Below are 18,115 nucleotides of genomic sequence, written 5' to 3'. Positions count from 1 at the left end.
TATTCCACTCGGGTTTTCTCAATTTCAATGCGGCACAATATCCAAATATTGCCAATCCGCACGTAAAATAGGATGCTTTTTAAAGCCTTTTACCCATGGGCGAATCAGCCAATTGCGGACAGGCGATACGCCGACTGACCACACACTATCAGCCTCTAATTGCCGATTCATCTGGATATACAAAGGCTGACGCGCGCTTCCTGTCGGTAGCGAAATTGCTTTTTCATATAGTGCATCAAATGCAGCAGAGGCATAGCAGGCATGATTACTCTGATGAGCATTAGGTCCATAGAGTAGCTGCACAAAATTCTCGCCTTCTGGGAAGTCCGCACTCCAGCTACTCGGAGAGATCATAAGCTGACACAACGTTGCGGCTTTCAAGTTGTCTGCAAAATTGCTCACCGCAAAACTGGATTGAATACCAATACTATCCAGCCCACGCTTCCAAATCTCAGACTGAATCATCTTATCTGTGCCAGACGCCACTGCAAATTTAAGAACAAGCGGTTTACCATCCGGCAATGTTCGATAACCATCCGTGCTACGTTTATAGCCGAAATGATCCAATAGCTTATTCGCAAGTTCGGGATCATAAGCCACACTGCTGCGATAGGTCGGGTCAAATCCTTCAACCCCTTGCGGGATAATCATTTCAGATTTAACAGCCTGACCCATGCGCATTTTTGAAACTTCTTGATCGACGCTATACGACATGATAATTGCACGCCTAAGCGCAATTTTCTCTAGGCTATTGCCACCAATGATGGGATCTTTATAGTTCAGAAACGTGTAAGTTAACGATGGCTCGACTTGTCGATATAAGTGGATATCCTGCTTAATAAAATCAGGTTTTAACTTCTCACCACTCAGTACCGTAGGCGCAACCGTTTGTGGCAGCTTATCAAAATCAAGTTGTTTACCCAGAAATGCGAGCCACCGAGATTGCTCTTCTTCGAGGATATTGATTTCAACACGCCCAATTTGTGGCATTTTTTTGCCTTTCATGTCACGAACGATTTGATCATCTTCCGAAGTTCCTGAAGACTTAAAATCCCAGACATAGCCTCTATAATTGGGGTTTGCGACCAAAATGACTTTGCTATGAGGCATATACTTTTGCAGCATATATGCCCCTGTTCCGACAGGATGACTTTGTGTCTGCCCACCGTAGGTTTCAATCACTTCTCGCGCAACAGCACCGAATGCGCTATAGGCCAGAATGGATAGGAAGTTATAATCCGCTTGCTTCAGTATTACTCGTAAAGTGTAGGGATCAGGTGTCTGTAGGCCGACAACTTTGGCATCATAATTAAAACGCCCCGTAGCATTCGCCTGCGCGACTAACTCATCCATACCGACAATCTTGCCACTCAAAAAATTGGCTGAAGGAGAATGATTCTTGGGGTCTAAAAAACGCTTTAGCGTATAAGCATAATCTTGCGCACTAAGCTCACGCGGCTTTCCTTTAAACGCCGCATCTGGCGCAAAGTAGATGCCCTTTTTAAGATGAAAAACATAGATCTTGCCTTGCTCTAGGATTTCAGGCATAGACTCAATGGTGTTTGGAATCAGTTTCGCTGGGCGAGCCATATAGTCATAAGTCATCAAGGGTTCAATAATCCCATTGATCACCCAGTTTGAATAAGCGTTAGCAGTACGGACCGGATCAAAGCCATCGTCAGCCGCCTCAAATGCAACCCGAACGACTTTGGCAGGATCAGCAGGATTGGTTCCTGCAGATGTTTTTTCAGAGATGAAGGAGATACTCAACACAATAGTCATCGTCCATTTGCACAATAACGGTGCACCAAAACAACACCTATTCAGCACATCATTGTGCATTTACACTCCCCTTCATACTGCTTACACAATGCCATGAAAATCCACTGGAAAAATTCTTACAAACCAAAACAACAAACACCTACATGAACCATATGGTTCAGCGTACTTCAAAACAAAAATATTGGTTTACTTTAAATAAAATACAACAATATAAATCATTTGCTTTTAAATGGTTAAAACAAAATGCGTAAACAAAAGGATGTTGACCCTGATGCATATTCGACACTTTTTTAGAATACACCCTTTCACATCGCTTGAATACACACCGCCCCATCCTGATCACAATCGCATAAAACTGCTCTTTTTTGGTGCCACATCAAATGAACCAATCCGTCCAAAATCTATCTTTGCACTAAAAATGACTCGCCAGTTTAAACACAACAACAAACAAGACCAAACAGTCCAATCCTGCTATAAAACCCCCTTTAACAACTCAACATAAACACATGTTTAAACTTAATTTTTCATAAATTTATTTGACAAAAATACAGCTCAATTCCTTTATCTAAATTTCGTTTAAAACACATTATATAGATGCACCGCTTATCTGTTTATTCAAAAAAATGACTTGGCAGATTATTTAAATTTGGATATAAGCATTATTGGGGATTGTGAATAATTGGTTACAGTGTGTGGCATAGTTATTGCTGACTGTAACGATAACTTAGTAGAGGGGTTACATTGTAATGAAACTAAATATATTGGCTCATTCACTTCGTGTGATATTTACCGGCGGTATGACCGTTGGTATGGGCTTAATGGTTAATACTGCACACGCCGACGACAAAGTCGAACGTGTAGAAGTGACAGGATCGTCGATTAAAGGCATTGCAGCACAGAGTGCATCACCGATTAGCGTTATCAAAACAGAAGATTTGGCACGTGCGGGTGTGACAACAGCCTCTGAAGCGCTGCAAACCCTTTCAGCCAATCAAACACAGTTCACCGCATCCAATAATGTCGGTGCATCAAAAACATCTGGTCCATCAGCCGATTTACGTGGCTTAGGTGCTAACAAGACGCTAGTACTGCTCAATGGTCGTCGTATCGCCAACAGTGCATTTGATGGCACATCAGTGGATTTAAGTATTATCCCACTTGCTGCACTTGATCGTATTGAAGTATTGCGCGACGGTGCTTCTGCGATTTATGGAACTGATGCAATTGGTGGTGTTATTAACTTTATTACCAAACGTTCAGTCACTGGATTGATCGCAACAGTTGAGGGAAGCACTCCAACCCACAGTGGTGGTGGACAAGAAGGGCGCTTTAACATCACTGGTGGTTTTGGTGATTTGGATAAAGATGGCTTCAATCTGTTTGGTGTTGCAGATTACCACTCACAACAAAGTCTGCTTGGTAAAGACCGTAGCTTCACAGATCAAGGTGGTGTTCGCCCTGATCTAGGCATCAGTTCAACCAGCGGTAACACATTCCCTGCAAATTTCTATGATCCAACTGCTGATTTTAGCGGGAATCCATACGCCGCTACTGGATGTAGACCACCATATACATTTGCCAAAGGTGCTATCTGTCGTTATAACACCCAAACTCAAATCGGTATTGTACCTAAGACCTACGAATTTTCATTATTAGGTAAAGGGACCTTTAAGATTGATGACAACAACAAGGTAGGATTCGAATACTTACATTCTGAAAGTAATATCAGAACTACTGTGGCACAAGATCTCCTTGCAGGCGGTGGATCTGACTACTTTGTGCCAAACACTAGCAAGTATTTTCCAGGAAATGGAATTACTCCAGCAGTGGATGGCTTAAGCGGAGATCCTATATCTGTTAACTACCGGGGTGTCTCAACAGGACCTCGTATCAACGATACGGTCAGCAAACAGGATCGAATCTTGTTTACTGCTGACGGCACTGCATTTGACTGGGATTATAAAGGTGGCGTTTCATACACCGAAAGCAATGCAGCAGACCGTTTACTCGCGGGCTATCTGAATAACGAAGCAGGCCGTGAAGCGCTACTCAACGGAACATTAAATCCATTTGGAGCTCAAGCACCTGAAGATATCGGAGTTCCAAGCTCTCTGACTCTTGAGGGTCCTTATGAATACGCTCGGATTAAAGCAACGAACGTAGACTTCACTATCAGCCGTGCCATTGCTGACCTTCCTGCTGGTCAACTAGGTTTTGCCTTAGGAACTTCGTATCGTCACGAAGAAGCAAACTATAATGTCGATTATGACATTGCTACTCTTGTAGAAAGTACTGGTGGTGCCGATTCGAAATCAGCAGCAGGACGTCGTGATGTCAGTGCTATATTTACAGAATTCAAAATCCCTATTTTGCCATCATTAGAAGCTCAGCTTGCCTTACGATATGACAATTATAGTGATGTTGGTGGTACAACAAATCCTAAAGTTGCATTCCGTTGGGAACCCCTGAAGCAAGTGATGTTCCGTGGTTCTTATTCAACAGGTTTTCGTGCACCAAGTCTGTACGAGTTGAATAACCCTAACTCAAAAACTTATACTGCTAATGCATATGACGACCCTGTCCTTTGTCCTGGCGGTGTAGGCGCTCCTGGTTCAGTTTCAGCACGCGATTGCGGACAACAGTTCTACCGTCTCACTGGTGGTAATAAAGACCTCAAACCAGAGACCTCAAAATCATATACCTTTGGTACAGTGATTGAGCCCGTTAAAAACGTAACTGTCTCTGCGGACTATTACAACACCACTATCAAAAATGAAATCAGTACGCTATACGAAGCTGATATTTTTGATGATCCTGTAAAATATGCCAATCAATTTGTGCGTAATGCGGATGGCTCTTTGAATTACATCTTAAATACTAACCTTAACCTCGGCGGTGTCAAAACCTCAGGTGTTGATCTTGGCTTTAACTGGAAAATTCCAACTACTGATCTTGGAACCTTTAACGTCAGTCTCGATGGTACTTATGTGAATACATATAAATACCAAACTGCTGAAGGTGGCGAATGGTTACAAAATGCAGGTGTTTACTCAGGTGCAGGTCCATTCTTCCGCTGGCGCCACATTGCAAGTCTGAACTGGAAATTGGCTGATTGGAGCGCATTATTCCAACAAAGCTACCAATCAGGCTATCAAGATGACAACACAGCAGCGATTGCTGGATATGATGACCATAAAGTACCATCATGGATCCATTACAACTTGTCAGGCACTTACTCTGGTATCAAAAACCTGACGTTGACTGCTGGTGTGAAAAACATCTTTAACAGAAACCCACCTGCAACCAATACAACAGCGAACTTCCAAATCGGCTATGACCCACGTTATACCGATCCACTGGGTCGAGTATTGTTCCTCCGTGCTACCTATAAATTCCTGTAATTTAGGAATTTAAAGGAAACACACTTAAGCTTAACGTGTTTAAAGATCGCCTAGCTTGTCTAGGCGATTTTCAATTTATAACACAAACGACATACAGCTTATATATGATATCAGGCACGCTTATTGCAATTTTAACCATATGGTTACTCTTAATTAGCATATGAGTTTGCCCACTTAATGAATTAACATTCGCATGGAGTTTTATTTACTATGGATCTTGCCAGTAACTAACCATGTTGTCTCGGAGGTAAAGAAAGCATGAATTTCACGCAGGATGGAAAAAATCCATCCAAGAACTACGTTGGTATAGGCGTGGTGATTCTGCTGCACATCATCATTGTCTATGCACTCATCAACGGGCTTGCCCGTAAAGTGGTCGATGTGATTCAGCCCCCGGTTGAAACACAGATCATTAAGGAAATCGTTCCTCCTCCTCCAGAGAAGAAACCTGAGCCTCCAAAGATGGTCAAAAAGTCGGTAACGCCACCACCACCGAAGGTGACACCGCCGCCAACTTTTGTACCACCTGTAGAGGTTAAAGTGGCTACGCCTGCACCTGCTGCGATTCAAGTGTCACAGACACCGCCGCCGCCTGCTCCGCCTGCTCCACCACCTGCTGCGCCGAAGATCACTGCACCCTCTGCCAGTTCCATGAGTGGATGTTCTCAACCAGAATACCCTCGTGATTCACTGCAAAATGAAGAAGAGGGGACGACACGCTTGGCATTGGTCATCGGTCCTGATGGCAATGTGAAGAATTCAAAAGTCGATAGAAGTAGTGGTCATAGTCAATTGGATCGCGCTGCGCTTAAAGCACTGAGTCTTTGCCATTTCAAACCTGGAACCAGCGACGGACAACCTGTCGAATCAACGCTGAAGATGGATTGGGTTTGGAAACTAAACGACTAATCTTTATTTTTTTATGATGATGTGAATCATCTGGTACATTTTTTAAATTCTTGGAGTAATTATGTTGAACAACACCACTAAACGCATGACATCATTGATGGCTGCCCTATTGATTTCCAGCTCAGCATTAGTCAGCCCTTTCGCCTTTGCTGAAGATGCATCGGCACCAGCTGCAGCAACTGCTCCCGCTGCTGCACCGTCTGATATTTCGTCAACCAGTGCACCACTACCACCACCAGAGCCAGCAACCAAAGAAACCGTCAGCAATCCTTACGGTTTGGATGCTTTATGGAAAGGCGGTGACTTTGTAGCACGCGGAACTTTGATCATTTTGGTCATCATGTCGATGGGCAGTTGGTACATCATCATTACCAAGTTGCTTGAACAAGCCAAACTCATGGGTCAATCAAAAGAAGCGAAGAAGTCTTTTTGGGAAGCATCTTCTGTTGAAGAAGGTATCCAAGGTCTAAAACCAACCAGCGCTTATCGCTATATCGCACAAACAGGTGCTAATTCAACGCAACATCATGATGGTGCATTGCTTGAGCGTATCGACCTGAATACATGGATCTCTATGTCCATCCAGCGTTCAGTGGATAAAGTCAAAAGTCGCTTAAGTGGTGGTTTGGCTTTCCTGGCAACTGTCGGTTCAACTGCACCATTCGTAGGTCTGTTCGGTACCGTTTGGGGGATTTACCATGCATTGACTGCGATTGGTATTGCAGGTCAAGCCTCTATTGATAAAGTTGCAGGTCCAGTCGGTGAAGCATTGATTATGACTGCAATTGGCTTGGCTGTTGCGGTTCCTGCAGTACTGGGCTACAACTGGTTGGTTCGTCGTAATAAGAAAGCACTTGAAGAAATCGTCGAGTTCAGCGATGACTTACATTCCGTATTACTGAGTGGTGTGATGTCTGCCAGTGGTAATACCAGCAAAAAGGCTGACTAATTATGGGCATGAATGTTGGTTCTGAGGGCGATGATGAAGAAGTCATCGGCGTCATCAATACCACCCCACTCGTGGACGTGATGTTGGTGTTGCTGATCATCTTCTTGATCACAATTCCCGTCGTAACACATACGATTCAGGTCAAACTTCCCGAGGAGATTGACCATCCGTATAAGACTAAGCCAGAAAATATCATTCTGGCAGTGAACAAGACTGGCGATGTCTTTTGGAATGAGCAGTACGTTGACTCTAACGAACTGTTGAAACGTTTAAAAGAAATCGCGGTTAAGACACCACAACCTGAAGTGCATATCCGTGGCGATCAACAGACCAAGTATGAGTCGATTGGTAAGGTCATCGTCACGACCCAACGTGCAGGCATAGCCAAGATTGCCTTCATTACTCAACCCCCTGCCCGCGGTTAGGTCAGGGTCAGTTTAAATTGAGGAGATCATTATGGGTATGAATGTAGGTTCAGGTAGCAGTCAGGAAGATGATGTCATGTTGGAAGTGAACATGACGCCGTTGATCGACGTCATGTTGGTGCTGATCATTATGCTGATCATCACGATTCCCATCCAAAATCATGCGATTAAGATGGACAATCCGATTGGCGATCCACCACCACCATCAACGCCCCCTCTCGTCGTCAATGTTGATATTGATGCTGCGGGGACGATTCTTTGGAACGGTGCGCAGATTACCAGCCGTGCTGATTTGGAAAGTAAGCTACATAGTGTAGCAACCAAACCAGATCAAGACGAAGTGCATCTACGTCCGAATAAAGCAACGGAGTTTAAATCTGTCGCGATGATTATGGCTTCAGCCCAGCGTTTGGGGGTCACCAAGATTGGGATCGTCGGCAATGAACAATATATGCCGTAAGATTTTCATCTTACTGTAGATCCATTGCAAAGCATGAAACGCCCTAGTGGCGTTTTTTGTTTTTAAAAAATTCAACTCTATGGCCAGAGGGTATACTCAAATGACGCTTGAACGCTTCCCCACACAGGGGATACAAACACCCAGATTGATACTGCGTCTTGCAAGCCCAGTATATGCCGCAGATTTGTTGACATTCTATCAAAGCAATCAATCCCACCTGCAGCCTTGGGACCCACTGCGTAACGATGATTTCTATACATTACAAACCATGCGTCATACGCTTGAAAAATATGAGCAAAAAATTAAAGCAGGGCTATCCCTCAATCTACTTATCTACACAATTGAAAACCCTGAATTGATTGGTCACTGTAATTACAGCAACATTGTGCAAGGGGCCTTTCAAGCCTGTCATTTAGGCTATGCCATCAGTGCGGCATTTGAAGGAAAAGGATTGATGTGCGAAGCATTGACCGCAGCCAATCTCTATATTTTTGAGAGTTATGGACTACACCGCATCATGGCGAATTACCGTCCAGAAAATCATCGCAGCGGCGCTTTATTAAGTCGTCTGGGCTTTGAACAGGAAGGTCTTGCCAAATCCTATCTGAAAATCAATGGCGCATGGGCCGACCATGTATTAACGTCAAAGATTAATCCAGTTCATCTATAACGCGAGCGCGCCTCGACCTAAAGCAAAAAAAAAAAACGCCAACAATGGCGTTTTTTTTGAAAATAGACAGTCTCGGAATGTTTTACTTCCGCTTTTTACGTGCCTCGATACATTCTGGCTTATCACAGAATACATAGAGATTAAGCGAGTGACCAGTGAGCTCAAATCCAAATCGTTCAGCAACCGCATGCTGTTCTGCTTCAATGATCGGGCTGGTAAATTCAACGACACGCCCACAATTTTGACACACGATATGATCATGATGATCGGCTTGTAGAATCTCGAATACCGAATAATTATTTTCAAACTGGTGGCGTTCGATAATACCCGCCGTTTCAAACTGGGTCAGCACACGATAAACTGTCGCAAGACCGACATCCTCACCCTGCTCTAACAGTGTTTTATAGATATCTTCAGCACTCAGATGATGTTCTGTTGAGCGCTCAAGCAGTTCGAGAATTTTAACTCGGGGTAAAGTGACTTTGAGTCCAGCTTTGCGTAAATCTTGATTGGTAATCGACATAACAGTTCCATCATGGGCAGCGTGATAAAGGCATGTTAATATGACCCAACTTGCGCAGTTCATACTGATGCTAGGCATTCAATGCCGTGTATTGTTAAGCAAATTTTCTGCTTCCGACTAAAGTCCAAAGCGTAAAACGATATTGAAGTATGTAGCGTATAGTCAGATGTGTTAACTATTTGCTACCAAAAACTTAGCGTTAGTTTAGCTCATAACGGTAAACAACATCTAGAATACTCGTAACAATCTTGGTAACAAACCGTCTCTAGGCGCTCTGCCGTAGACAATACCAGCAATCATATAGCCAAAAGATGGGGCAAGTGTATCAAAATGCAAAAATTCATGCTGACTCGCATCACTGTGGGCATTCTCGCAGTTTCCTTACTCAGCTTATCGCAAAGCGCGTGTTCGATATTCGGTGTCTATAAAATTGATATTCCGCAAGGCTCACCGCTGACTCAAGCACAAATTGCCCAAGTCAAAGTTGGCATGACCACCCAGCAAGTGCGTTATTTGCTGGGAACACCGACCATCACAGATACCTTAAATCCGAATCGCTGGGATTATGTGTATACCTACATCCCCGGTACCCTTGCACGTAATGCAGGATTAAAACCAGCCAGTGGCGAACATCTGGTTATTATATTTGATGATAGCGGCAAGGTCGTCAGCATTGATGGTGCAAATACCTTCCCTGTGACACAGCCCGGTTTGCCTGGCAGTAAAGATCCTCTTCTGAATGCCCAGCCGTTATAACACTGCAAAAAAAAAAGCCCAACGATTGATGTTGGGCTTTTTTTTGACTAGGATTTTGGCTTAAGCCGTCCAACGGGGTGCGCACGAGCACGGGCGCGACGAACTGCCATCGGGCTTAAAATCAACGGCTGGTAGAGCTCCAGTCGATCGCCATCCTGCATGACATAATGCTCAGGATCTGCAATTTTATGACTAAAAACACCCATCGCTGGTAAAGTCTTGTGATCGGGAAAAACATTGCTCTGCCGCAATAACGTCGCGGCAGTGGTCCCCGCAATCACCTGTAGTTTGCACAGTTCAGGCTTACCCATCTGATTTACCCAAGCCAAGATGACTTCGATCATAGGGATATCTTCAGACTGTTCCATTGGATGAATCACACATATTGTCCAATTAAACCCGCTATAGCCAATACAACTGCTAAAGGGACAAGAATACGGATTTGTACGCGCCAAACATTATAAAGCGCTTCATTATTGAAATTTAAAGCTTTGCGCAGATGGCTACTCTTCATTTTCCAGCCGCTGAAAATCGCATAAATAGCGGTAATCATGATCGCAACCACGATTGCGGCAGTCAATAAATAGTCTTGAATCGGTAGAACCCAAACCGCCAGACTCACCAGAATCAGAATACTGGTGACCATTGGATTAAAATCTCGCGCCATCAATTGTTGGCGCGCAAAAGAAAGCAATATCCCTGCACCGATCAATGCTGCTAGAGCATATAGCGTAACCACAATACTGACATGGGTTGCAGCAGTATGAACATCAGCAACCTGAGTCGTCGTTAGCCCTAATGCGAAGATAAAACCAGCAATGACTTGAGTCAGCCAGATGGGTAAAACAGTACGGTGCGGTGTATCACTTTGGCCCTTAGTCTGGTTGGTTAATGCAGATGCCCAATAGAGTCCCAAACCCAGCCCTGTGGATGCCAAAGCCAGAACTACAACACTGGACCATTCAACCCAAGTGAACGCAGTCCACTGCCATACAGAAAGTGATACGCCTTGAGTCAAATCAACACCCACAACGCCAAGCAAGAGTACCACACCAAAAATGGGTAATCCTTTGGGGATATAAGACAGCACCAAGGCAATAATTAAAATAATAAATGGCAACAGCTTTAGAATATTGGCGGGCAAAGTCTGCTGATTCGGATAAACAGCAACTGCATTGTTGACCAGTGTTCCCACTTGAGCCGCCAAACTTCCCGCAAGCAAGAGTACGCCAAGAATTGCAAGCCAACCGACGATACGCCATGTTGGACTCGCATCGGCGTCACGGGTTAATGCCGGTAAAGCTTGCAGCGGAAGCGCTTTAGTGCGCTTTGCCAGCGCGGACTCCAGCAAGAGTACCGGCAATGCGAGAACCACCATGCTGACGAGCCACACCAGCCAAAAATCAATCTGGTGGATGCCCGCAAGAGGCTCCAGTCGACCCGCCAGCAGAATCATCATCAAAAAGGCAAGCAGCACGCCCTGCCATCGATTTAAAAAAATCATGTTTCATCTCTTTGTATTGATATTCAATGTAAGTGCAGACTCATCACAAGCCATTGCCAGATTATGCTTCTTGATGCAAAAACTCCCCATGCCAAGGGGAGTTTATTTTATAGGATCATCAGCCATAAAAACCAATGAGGGATGACTTGTTTTGCAATCGATCAAAGGTCACAGGCTTACTTGGCCATGAGCTTAATGAGATTTGCATAGTCATCATCTGTGCAGGTGTTACACAGTCCACGTGCAGGCATGTTTTTATAACCTTCTTTGGTATGTTTGACCAAAGCAGGGATGCCTACCTTTAGACGTGCGGACCAAGCAGCGGTATCACCCGCTTTAGGAGCGCCTAAAACACCCGCACCATGGCATGTTGCACATGATTGCTTATAGAGTTCATTGGTATCTGCTGCATGAGCACGACTCGCCCAAGCTGATGACACGCCAATGACTAAAAAGATGAGTACGGCCAGCGCCATTACTTTTAAATCTATTGCTTTTTGAACCACCACTGTTTCAATACTAACGGCATTGTTACGCATAATTGATGCTCCATTCGCCACATCATGACATGAAAATCATCGTTATCGCTAGTGAACGCGTAAAATTTACCCACTCTGATGACGCTGATTTCGCGCAGATTGTGCGTTAAAACCATTATATCGTTATATCTATCGAAACTTAATAGCGGTTTGTGCATTGATTCGTTTTATAATGCATCTGAATTCGCCGGACTCAAGTCACCATGCCCACCACACCAGAAAACCAGAAGCCTTCAACAGAAAACGGTGCAACTGCCGTTGATCCTAAACCACTGATGCAGTGGCTACGCCGTGCTGAGTTTATGACAAGTGCACCAAAGCTTTCATTATGTCCACCCGATACGGGCTTTGAAATTGCTTTCGCAGGCCGATCCAATGCTGGCAAGTCGAGTGCGATCAATGCCATTACCGCCCAGCGGCAACTCGCGCGCGCATCCAAAACTCCGGGTCGTACGCAGATGATTAATTTCTTCACGCTGCAAAATACCAATCAACGTTTAGTCGATTTACCTGGTTATGGTTATGCAGCAGTCCCTGAGGCCATGAAACTGGTTTGGCAAAAAGAACTCGAGAAATACCTCATTCAGCGGAAAAGTCTTGCAGGGCTCGTTTTGCTGATGGATATTCGTCATCCGCTTAAGCACTTTGATCAAATGATGCTGCAGTGGGCAAAATCACGTAACCTCTTTGTTCACGTTCTTCTGACTAAAGCAGACAAACTGAATCGCGGCCCAGCCAATACCGTCTTGCTGGATGTTAAAAAGCAACTGAATGCCGATGGCCTTGATTTTTCAATTCAGCTCTTCTCAGCGATGCGTCGTCAGGGTTTGGAGGATTTAGCCATCGTCATGGCGGATCGTCTACATTTTGGCAGAATGCCTGAAGTGTCGCCTGAAGAAGCAGTCATAGAGACTGTGGTTGACCATAAACCAAATATGATGAAAGACTATCGTCTTGATGAAATATAAGTTCACAACGTAAAAAAATGCGTGAGTCCGTCACGCATTTTTTATCTTGACTGAGACTTATAAAGTAGCAATCACCTACCGCAGAATGAGAATACCCAAACTACCGATTCAATTACTTTTGCTCAGTTTCGCGCAACCGCATCAAACCCTCTTGATTAGTACTGACAACTAACTGCCCATTCTGCCACATCCGGCCAAAATTCAATCCACGCGCATTTGCAGTCACTGTTGCTTCCATATCATAGAGCAACCAGTCATCCGCACGCGCAGGACGATGGAAATGCATGGAGTGATCGATACTGGCGGCTTGTAGGCTTGGAGTCATAAAGCTGACGCCATGCGGCATGAGTCCTGCACCCATTAATGAGAAATCGGATGAGAACGCAATGATGGATTGATGTAGACTCGGATCATCAGGTAGCCGTGTCGGCACACGCATCCAATGGGCACGGCTTGGCGCTTCAGGCACAGGTGCAAAAGGATTGGTTGGATTAATCGGGCGAAGCTCGACTTGCCGCTCACGCATCAGATTAGCACGGACTTTTTCCGGTAAAAACGGTGCAATGAGCTTTTTCAACTCCTGTTCAGTTTTCAGTGATTCAGGCTCAGGCACGACTGGCATATCGATCTGAAAATTCAGACCCTCCTCAATCGGCGCGAAAGACACCAGCATGGTGAAAATCAGCTTGCCATATTGAATGGCTCGCACCTGACGACTGACGAAACTGCGCCCATCACGCAGTCGATCGACCTGATATACGATCGGGGCAGCAATATCGCCCGCATTCAAGAAATACGCATGCAAGGAATGCGCAGGACGTCCATCGGTGGTCAAACTGGCTGCACGCAGCGCCTGCCCAAGCACTTGTCCTCCAAAGACACGGTTCCCAACAAAATTACGACTCTGTCCCCTAAACAAATCTTCCTCAATCTTTTCAAGGGTTAAGACATCAATGAGTTCTTGGGTCAGTTCTCGTTTTGAATCTTGCACTTTTGTTGTCATGGCACTGTCCTACAGATGTTCTTAGTCGATATGAACCCATCATAAAACAAAAAATCTTGAATACACTGAACTGATTAGTCAATTTTTTGATCTAAATGGCCATATCCATTCAAGATACGTTACCGTTTAGAGCCATTTCACTTTTTTGAGTTTGCGATAAAGTAAGTAAGACGCCAAGACCATAATTGCAACCCAGATATAATAGCCATAATACCAATGCAGTTCAGGCATATTGCTAAAGTTCATTCCATAATAACTGGTCATCAATGTCGGCACCGCCAAAATACCCGCCCATGAGGCCAATCGTTTCACAATCTCGTTCTGCCCGACACCCACCAACGCCAAGTGGGTATCCATCGCCAAGCGTAGCACCTCACTCTGCCCTTCTATCGCATCCAGAGTCCCTAAAACATGATCCTGAATATCGCGGAAGTATGGTATCGCACTGGAGGGGAAATAGTTTTTTAAGTCTTCGTTATCGTGATAGAGGAAGTAGCCACAAATCTCACGCAGCGGAATCACTGCTAAACGTAACTTGATCAGCTCTGATTTCAGATCATAAAGATAACGCAATGTACCTTTATTGAACTGTTCTGAGAAAATCTCCCCTTCCAACTCATGGAGTTGTTTACCCAGTTTTTGCGTAATGGGAAGAAAGTTATCAACAATGAAATCCAAAATACCATGCATCACATAGCCTGGGCCCATTGCCTTCATTTTTTGAGGATGCTTCTCACAGTGCGCCCGAACCGTGGTGTAACTGACCGATGCCCCTTGACGGACTGTAATCAAAAAACGCTCACCTAAAAATAGGGATGTCGAACCAAAAACAATCTCACGGTCAACCAGTTGTGCAGTACGAACTATCACAAATAAAGAGTCTTCATAGCTTTCAATCTTGGCACGATGATGACCGCGTGCGGCATCTTCAACCGCTAGCTCATGCAAGCCAAACTCATGCTGTACCTCATCTAGAACCTCAGCAGGGGGCTCAAACAAGCCAATCCAGACAAAAATATCGGGGTCTGCTGCCATCACCTCACTGACATCACTCAGGGCCAAATAACCGACACGTAGTCCTGTTGTCCGGCTATAGGCAAAACAATTCACAACTCCCGGGCTTTGTGGACGTCCTGAACAATGCTGAGTCAAAAGCGCCGATTGCGCCAATGCAACCTCTGAAACCACGTTGTCATTCGTCGTTGTTAATCCACTGGTTTGCATAATGACTAAATCCCAAAACCCTAAATACCGTTGAACGACTTTAAATAAAAAATCATACCATTGCACATGACGCATTCAGTCCCATAGTACACAAAATCAGTATGAACGACTATGTTGACGCTGTTTGCCATTACGTCAGCCCCAACTAACATATACGATCATCATGACAAGATGATTTGGTGTTTTATGCCTATTTGCATAAAACACCAAGCAGTCTTAAGTCTGTCGCTATAGAAAATCAACGTAAATCCAACTTGAAATCAGGCACAGGCTGGCTCAGTTGTGGCATGATACGGCGATATAATTTCAAGCTTAATACAAAGGGATTTCTGTCCTATGTCGAATAAATTTCAATCCAATATCAGTAATTGGTATCGTCGTTTGTCGGGAAAATTACTCGATACGGTTGCAACACCACATTTACTCGGAGATATTCCAAAAGGGCTGCAATCCCTACCCGCCAAGTTAGAGCCTCTCGCAATCAGTCCGCAAACAGAAGCTGGTGAGAGTACGTCTCCGGCAGTCATTGGACATGAGCGGGCCATCTGCTATGTGTTCTTTGAACACTCTATGAGCAATGCATTATTGGTTGACGGTGAAGCACGACGCCAGAACTTACCCGCGCCCCTTAATCCAATGGTCAGCCACCGTTTAAACGAAGAAACTGCAATCCTGTATATTAAAAATACCGACGAAGGCAACCCATTTCGCACACCAACGGATACTCAGCCACCTCGTTTATTGCGTTTGATGGATGCTGTTGCACAGTTCCCAGATCTGGATGTAGAGCTGGTGCCAATCACCATCCTGTGGGGACGCGCTCCTGACAAAGAAGACTCTTTGTTTAAACTGCTTTTTGCAGACTCGTGGGCAACACCGAGCCTGCTGAAGCAATCAGCGAATATTATCGTTCATGGTCGTCAGGCTTTTGTACAGTTTCATGATCCACTGGCCTTGCGTGCACTCGTTGCAGACATCCGCAAACAGGGTCCTAGCGACGCCAATGAAATTGCTAAAAGGATCATGCAACAACTACGTGACTACTTGACCCGCCAACGTGAAATTGTACTGGGCCCTGATCTCTCTGATCGCCGCAATATGGTCGATGACCTGATGAGTACTCAAAGTATCCAAGAAGCGGTTCAACGTGAAATGACCCGCAGCAATAAGACATCCATTGAAGTTCATCACGAAGCACATGGTTATCTGGATGAAATCGCTTCCGATTACTCGTACTCTGCAGTTCGTTTTCTTGAACGCAGTCTGACATGGCTCTGGACACAATTGTACGATGGCGTTGAAGTTCACCATTTCCAGAGCGTACGTAATATTGCTGATGAATATGAGCTGATCTATACGCCATCGCATCGCAGTCATATTGACTATTTACTGCTGTCCTATGTCATTTATAAACGCGGTATGATGATCCCGTACATTGCGGCAGGGGACAATCTCAACATCCCAGGTGTAGGTCCATTACTGCGTCGCGGTGGCGCATTCTTTATCCGTAGAACATTTAAGGGAAATCCTCTATATGTATCTGTCTTTAAAGAATACCTTCATAGTATTTTGACCCGTAACAACCCGATTGAATACTTCATCGAAGGCGGGCGCTCACGTACTGGACGTCTACTTCCACCGAAGACCGGCATGCTCGCCATGACCATTCATAGTCATATGCGTGGTGCAGGTAAACCCATTGCTTTTATTCCAACCTATATTGGCTACGAACGCCTTATGGAAGGGGCTACCTATGTGGGTGAAATGTCGGGGAAGCCAAAAGAATCAGAATCAGTCTGGGGTTTACTTCAAGCAGCCAGAAAAATTGAACGTATTTTTGGTAAAGTACACGTGAGCTTTGGTGAGCCCGTCTTTTTAGACCAAGTGCTAAAAGCCCATAATGCCGATAGCATACAATTGCTTAGCAATGATGATCCTATGCCCCGTGAAGCTAAACTGGCAGTGGATACCGTTGCCGAAAACATCATGCAGAATATCAACCGCGCAGCGGTATTGAATCCTGTATCGTTGCTATCGGTAGTCCTGCTTGCAACGCCTAAACATGCACTGGATGAAGAAGTCTGTATCAAACAATTAGACACCTATCGCTCGCTTGCCGAAGCGGTGCCTTACGATGAGCGGATCGAAATCACCACCTTCTCAGGTCGAGATATCATTGCCTATGGCCTAAAATTAAAACTCATCAAACGCGTCAAGCATTTGCTGGGCGATATGATTGCCATCGAAGACGGTCAAGGCGTGCTCTTGACCTACTTCCGCAATAACATCTTGCACCTCTTTATCCTACCGTCTCTCATTGCCTCTCTGGTACAGCACAATGGTCGAATCAGCCGGGAAGAGATCGGCAGCGTGATTCAAACCCTGTATCCCTTCCTACAAGCCGAGTTGTTCTTGAAATGGCGCAAGGAAATGTTAGATGAGGTGATTGATCAACAGCTGGCTGCTCTGATCTCTGCAGAACTAGTGCTCGATGATGGCTCAAATACCGTTTACAGCCCTCCACCCAATAGCGAAGCATACAATCAGCTTGGTGTTCTCGCGGCACCAGTACAGCAAAGCTTAGAGCGCTACTTCATGACCTTAACGCTACTTAGCCAACAAGGTTCAGGACGTATTACCGCCAAGCAAGTCGAAGATCTCAGCCATTTGCTAGGTCAGCGTCTCTCCGTACTCTATGAATTCAATTCGCCTGAGTTTTTTGACAAAGCCTTGTTCCGTAGTTTTGTTGCCGCGCTATCTGAACTGAAATATGTGACGATTGATGATCAGGGGCTCATTCATTTTGACCATCGTCTCATCAATATGGCCGAAGACTCACGCCTAGTGCTGAATGCAGATACCTTGAATGCCTTACAACATATGACCAATGTCAGTGAAGAAGAGATTCAATCTGCCATTGCAGCACTTGCCAAGAAGAAAGAACGTAAGCCTAAAGCCAAATAAGCTTTGGGTTCGCAGAAAACAGGAATGACTCATGGCCA

The 18,115-nt window shown here is 44.9% G+C and carries 16 protein-coding genes; 9 read left to right on the top strand and 7 right to left on the bottom strand.

From position 1 onward, the window contains the following. Window positions 1–24: 24 nt before the first annotated feature. On the bottom strand, window positions 25–1,782 hold the full coding sequence (locus ACLHG7_RS10655) for an ABC transporter substrate-binding protein (RefSeq protein WP_410211003.1): 1,758 nt from the start codon (window positions 1,780–1,782) through the stop codon (window positions 25–27). Between the two features lie 746 nt (window positions 1,783–2,528). Between ACLHG7_RS10655 and ACLHG7_RS10650 the strand changes: the two genes are divergently transcribed. The 6 genes from ACLHG7_RS10650 to ACLHG7_RS10625 all read left to right on the top strand — a co-directional run bounded on the left by ACLHG7_RS10650 (window position 2,529) and on the right by ACLHG7_RS10625 (window position 8,596). Beyond that, window positions 2,529–5,183 (top strand): TonB-dependent receptor, encoded by a 2,655-nt coding sequence (locus tag ACLHG7_RS10650; protein WP_410211002.1) that lies wholly within the window; start codon window positions 2,529–2,531, stop codon window positions 5,181–5,183. A gap of 258 nt (window positions 5,184–5,441) precedes the next feature. Beyond that, a complete protein-coding gene (locus ACLHG7_RS10645; protein ID WP_114898002.1) occupies window positions 5,442–6,092 on the top strand; it encodes an energy transducer TonB in 651 nt (216 codons plus the stop codon). 61 nt (window positions 6,093–6,153) lie between these two features. Beyond that, a complete protein-coding gene (locus tag ACLHG7_RS10640) occupies window positions 6,154–7,041 on the top strand; it encodes a MotA/TolQ/ExbB proton channel family protein (RefSeq protein ID WP_114898001.1) in 888 nt (295 codons plus the stop codon). Between the two features lie 2 nt (window positions 7,042–7,043). After that, window positions 7,044–7,466 carry an ExbD/TolR family protein gene (locus ACLHG7_RS10635; protein ID WP_410211001.1) on the top strand — a complete coding sequence of 141 codons (423 nt, stop codon included), beginning with the start codon at window positions 7,044–7,046 and terminating at the stop codon, window positions 7,464–7,466. Between the two features lie 31 nt (window positions 7,467–7,497). Further along, window positions 7,498–7,926 carry an ExbD/TolR family protein gene (locus ACLHG7_RS10630; RefSeq protein ID WP_210009315.1) on the top strand — a complete coding sequence of 143 codons (429 nt, stop codon included), beginning with the start codon at window positions 7,498–7,500 and terminating at the stop codon, window positions 7,924–7,926. 100 nt (window positions 7,927–8,026) lie between these two features. Next, window positions 8,027–8,596, top strand: coding sequence for a GNAT family N-acetyltransferase (locus tag ACLHG7_RS10625; RefSeq protein ID WP_410211000.1), 570 nt, complete (start codon window positions 8,027–8,029; stop codon window positions 8,594–8,596). A gap of 82 nt (window positions 8,597–8,678) precedes the next feature. Here the strand turns inward: ACLHG7_RS10625 and fur are convergent, their stop codons facing one another. After that, window positions 8,679–9,119 (bottom strand): ferric iron uptake transcriptional regulator, encoded by a 441-nt coding sequence (gene fur, locus ACLHG7_RS10620; protein ID WP_410210999.1) that lies wholly within the window; start codon window positions 9,117–9,119, stop codon window positions 8,679–8,681. A 330-nt stretch (window positions 9,120–9,449) separates the two neighbouring features. On the opposite strand from fur, the gene ACLHG7_RS10615 reads away from it, so the two are divergent. Beyond that, on the top strand, window positions 9,450–9,875 hold the full coding sequence (locus ACLHG7_RS10615) for an outer membrane protein assembly factor BamE (RefSeq protein WP_114897997.1): 426 nt from the start codon (window positions 9,450–9,452) through the stop codon (window positions 9,873–9,875). 47 nt (window positions 9,876–9,922) lie between these two features. Here ACLHG7_RS10615 and ACLHG7_RS10610 read toward each other — a convergent pair whose 3' ends face one another. The 3 genes from ACLHG7_RS10610 to ACLHG7_RS10600 form a co-directional block, all read right to left on the bottom strand. Beyond that, on the bottom strand, window positions 9,923–10,243 hold the full coding sequence (locus tag ACLHG7_RS10610; protein WP_410210998.1) for an RnfH family protein: 321 nt from the start codon (window positions 10,241–10,243) through the stop codon (window positions 9,923–9,925). Between the two features lie 8 nt (window positions 10,244–10,251). Continuing rightward, window positions 10,252–11,379: a hypothetical protein gene (locus ACLHG7_RS10605; protein ID WP_410210997.1), complete on the bottom strand. Its 1,128-nt coding sequence runs from the start codon at window positions 11,377–11,379 to the stop codon at window positions 10,252–10,254. A gap of 176 nt (window positions 11,380–11,555) precedes the next feature. Then, on the bottom strand, window positions 11,556–11,918 hold the full coding sequence (locus ACLHG7_RS10600) for a c-type cytochrome (protein WP_410210996.1): 363 nt from the start codon (window positions 11,916–11,918) through the stop codon (window positions 11,556–11,558). 203 nt (window positions 11,919–12,121) lie between these two features. On the opposite strand from ACLHG7_RS10600, the gene yihA reads away from it, so the two are divergent. Beyond that, window positions 12,122–12,886 carry a ribosome biogenesis GTP-binding protein YihA/YsxC gene (gene yihA / locus ACLHG7_RS10595; protein ID WP_410210995.1) on the top strand — a complete coding sequence of 255 codons (765 nt, stop codon included), beginning with the start codon at window positions 12,122–12,124 and terminating at the stop codon, window positions 12,884–12,886. Window positions 12,887–12,998: 112 nt separating this feature from the next. On the opposite strand, the gene ACLHG7_RS10590 is transcribed toward yihA, so the two are convergent. Then, window positions 12,999–13,889 carry an acyl-CoA thioesterase gene (locus tag ACLHG7_RS10590; RefSeq protein ID WP_410210994.1) on the bottom strand — a complete coding sequence of 297 codons (891 nt, stop codon included), beginning with the start codon at window positions 13,887–13,889 and terminating at the stop codon, window positions 12,999–13,001. Between the two features lie 126 nt (window positions 13,890–14,015). Continuing rightward, a complete protein-coding gene (locus ACLHG7_RS10585; protein WP_410210993.1) occupies window positions 14,016–15,188 on the bottom strand; it encodes a magnesium and cobalt transport protein CorA in 1,173 nt (390 codons plus the stop codon). A gap of 261 nt (window positions 15,189–15,449) precedes the next feature. Between ACLHG7_RS10585 and plsB the strand changes: the two genes are divergently transcribed. After that, complete coding sequence (gene plsB, locus ACLHG7_RS10580; protein ID WP_410210992.1) at window positions 15,450–18,077, top strand: glycerol-3-phosphate 1-O-acyltransferase PlsB; 2,628 nt, start codon at window positions 15,450–15,452, stop codon at window positions 18,075–18,077. Window positions 18,078–18,115 lie beyond the last annotated feature (38 nt).

Source organism: Aquirhabdus sp. (assembly GCF_046462495.1).
In the GTDB taxonomy this organism is placed as follows: Bacteria; Pseudomonadota; Gammaproteobacteria; order Pseudomonadales; family Moraxellaceae; genus Aquirhabdus.
Note: the sequence above shows the minus strand (reverse complement) of the source record. Positions and strands in the feature narration are given on the sequence as shown.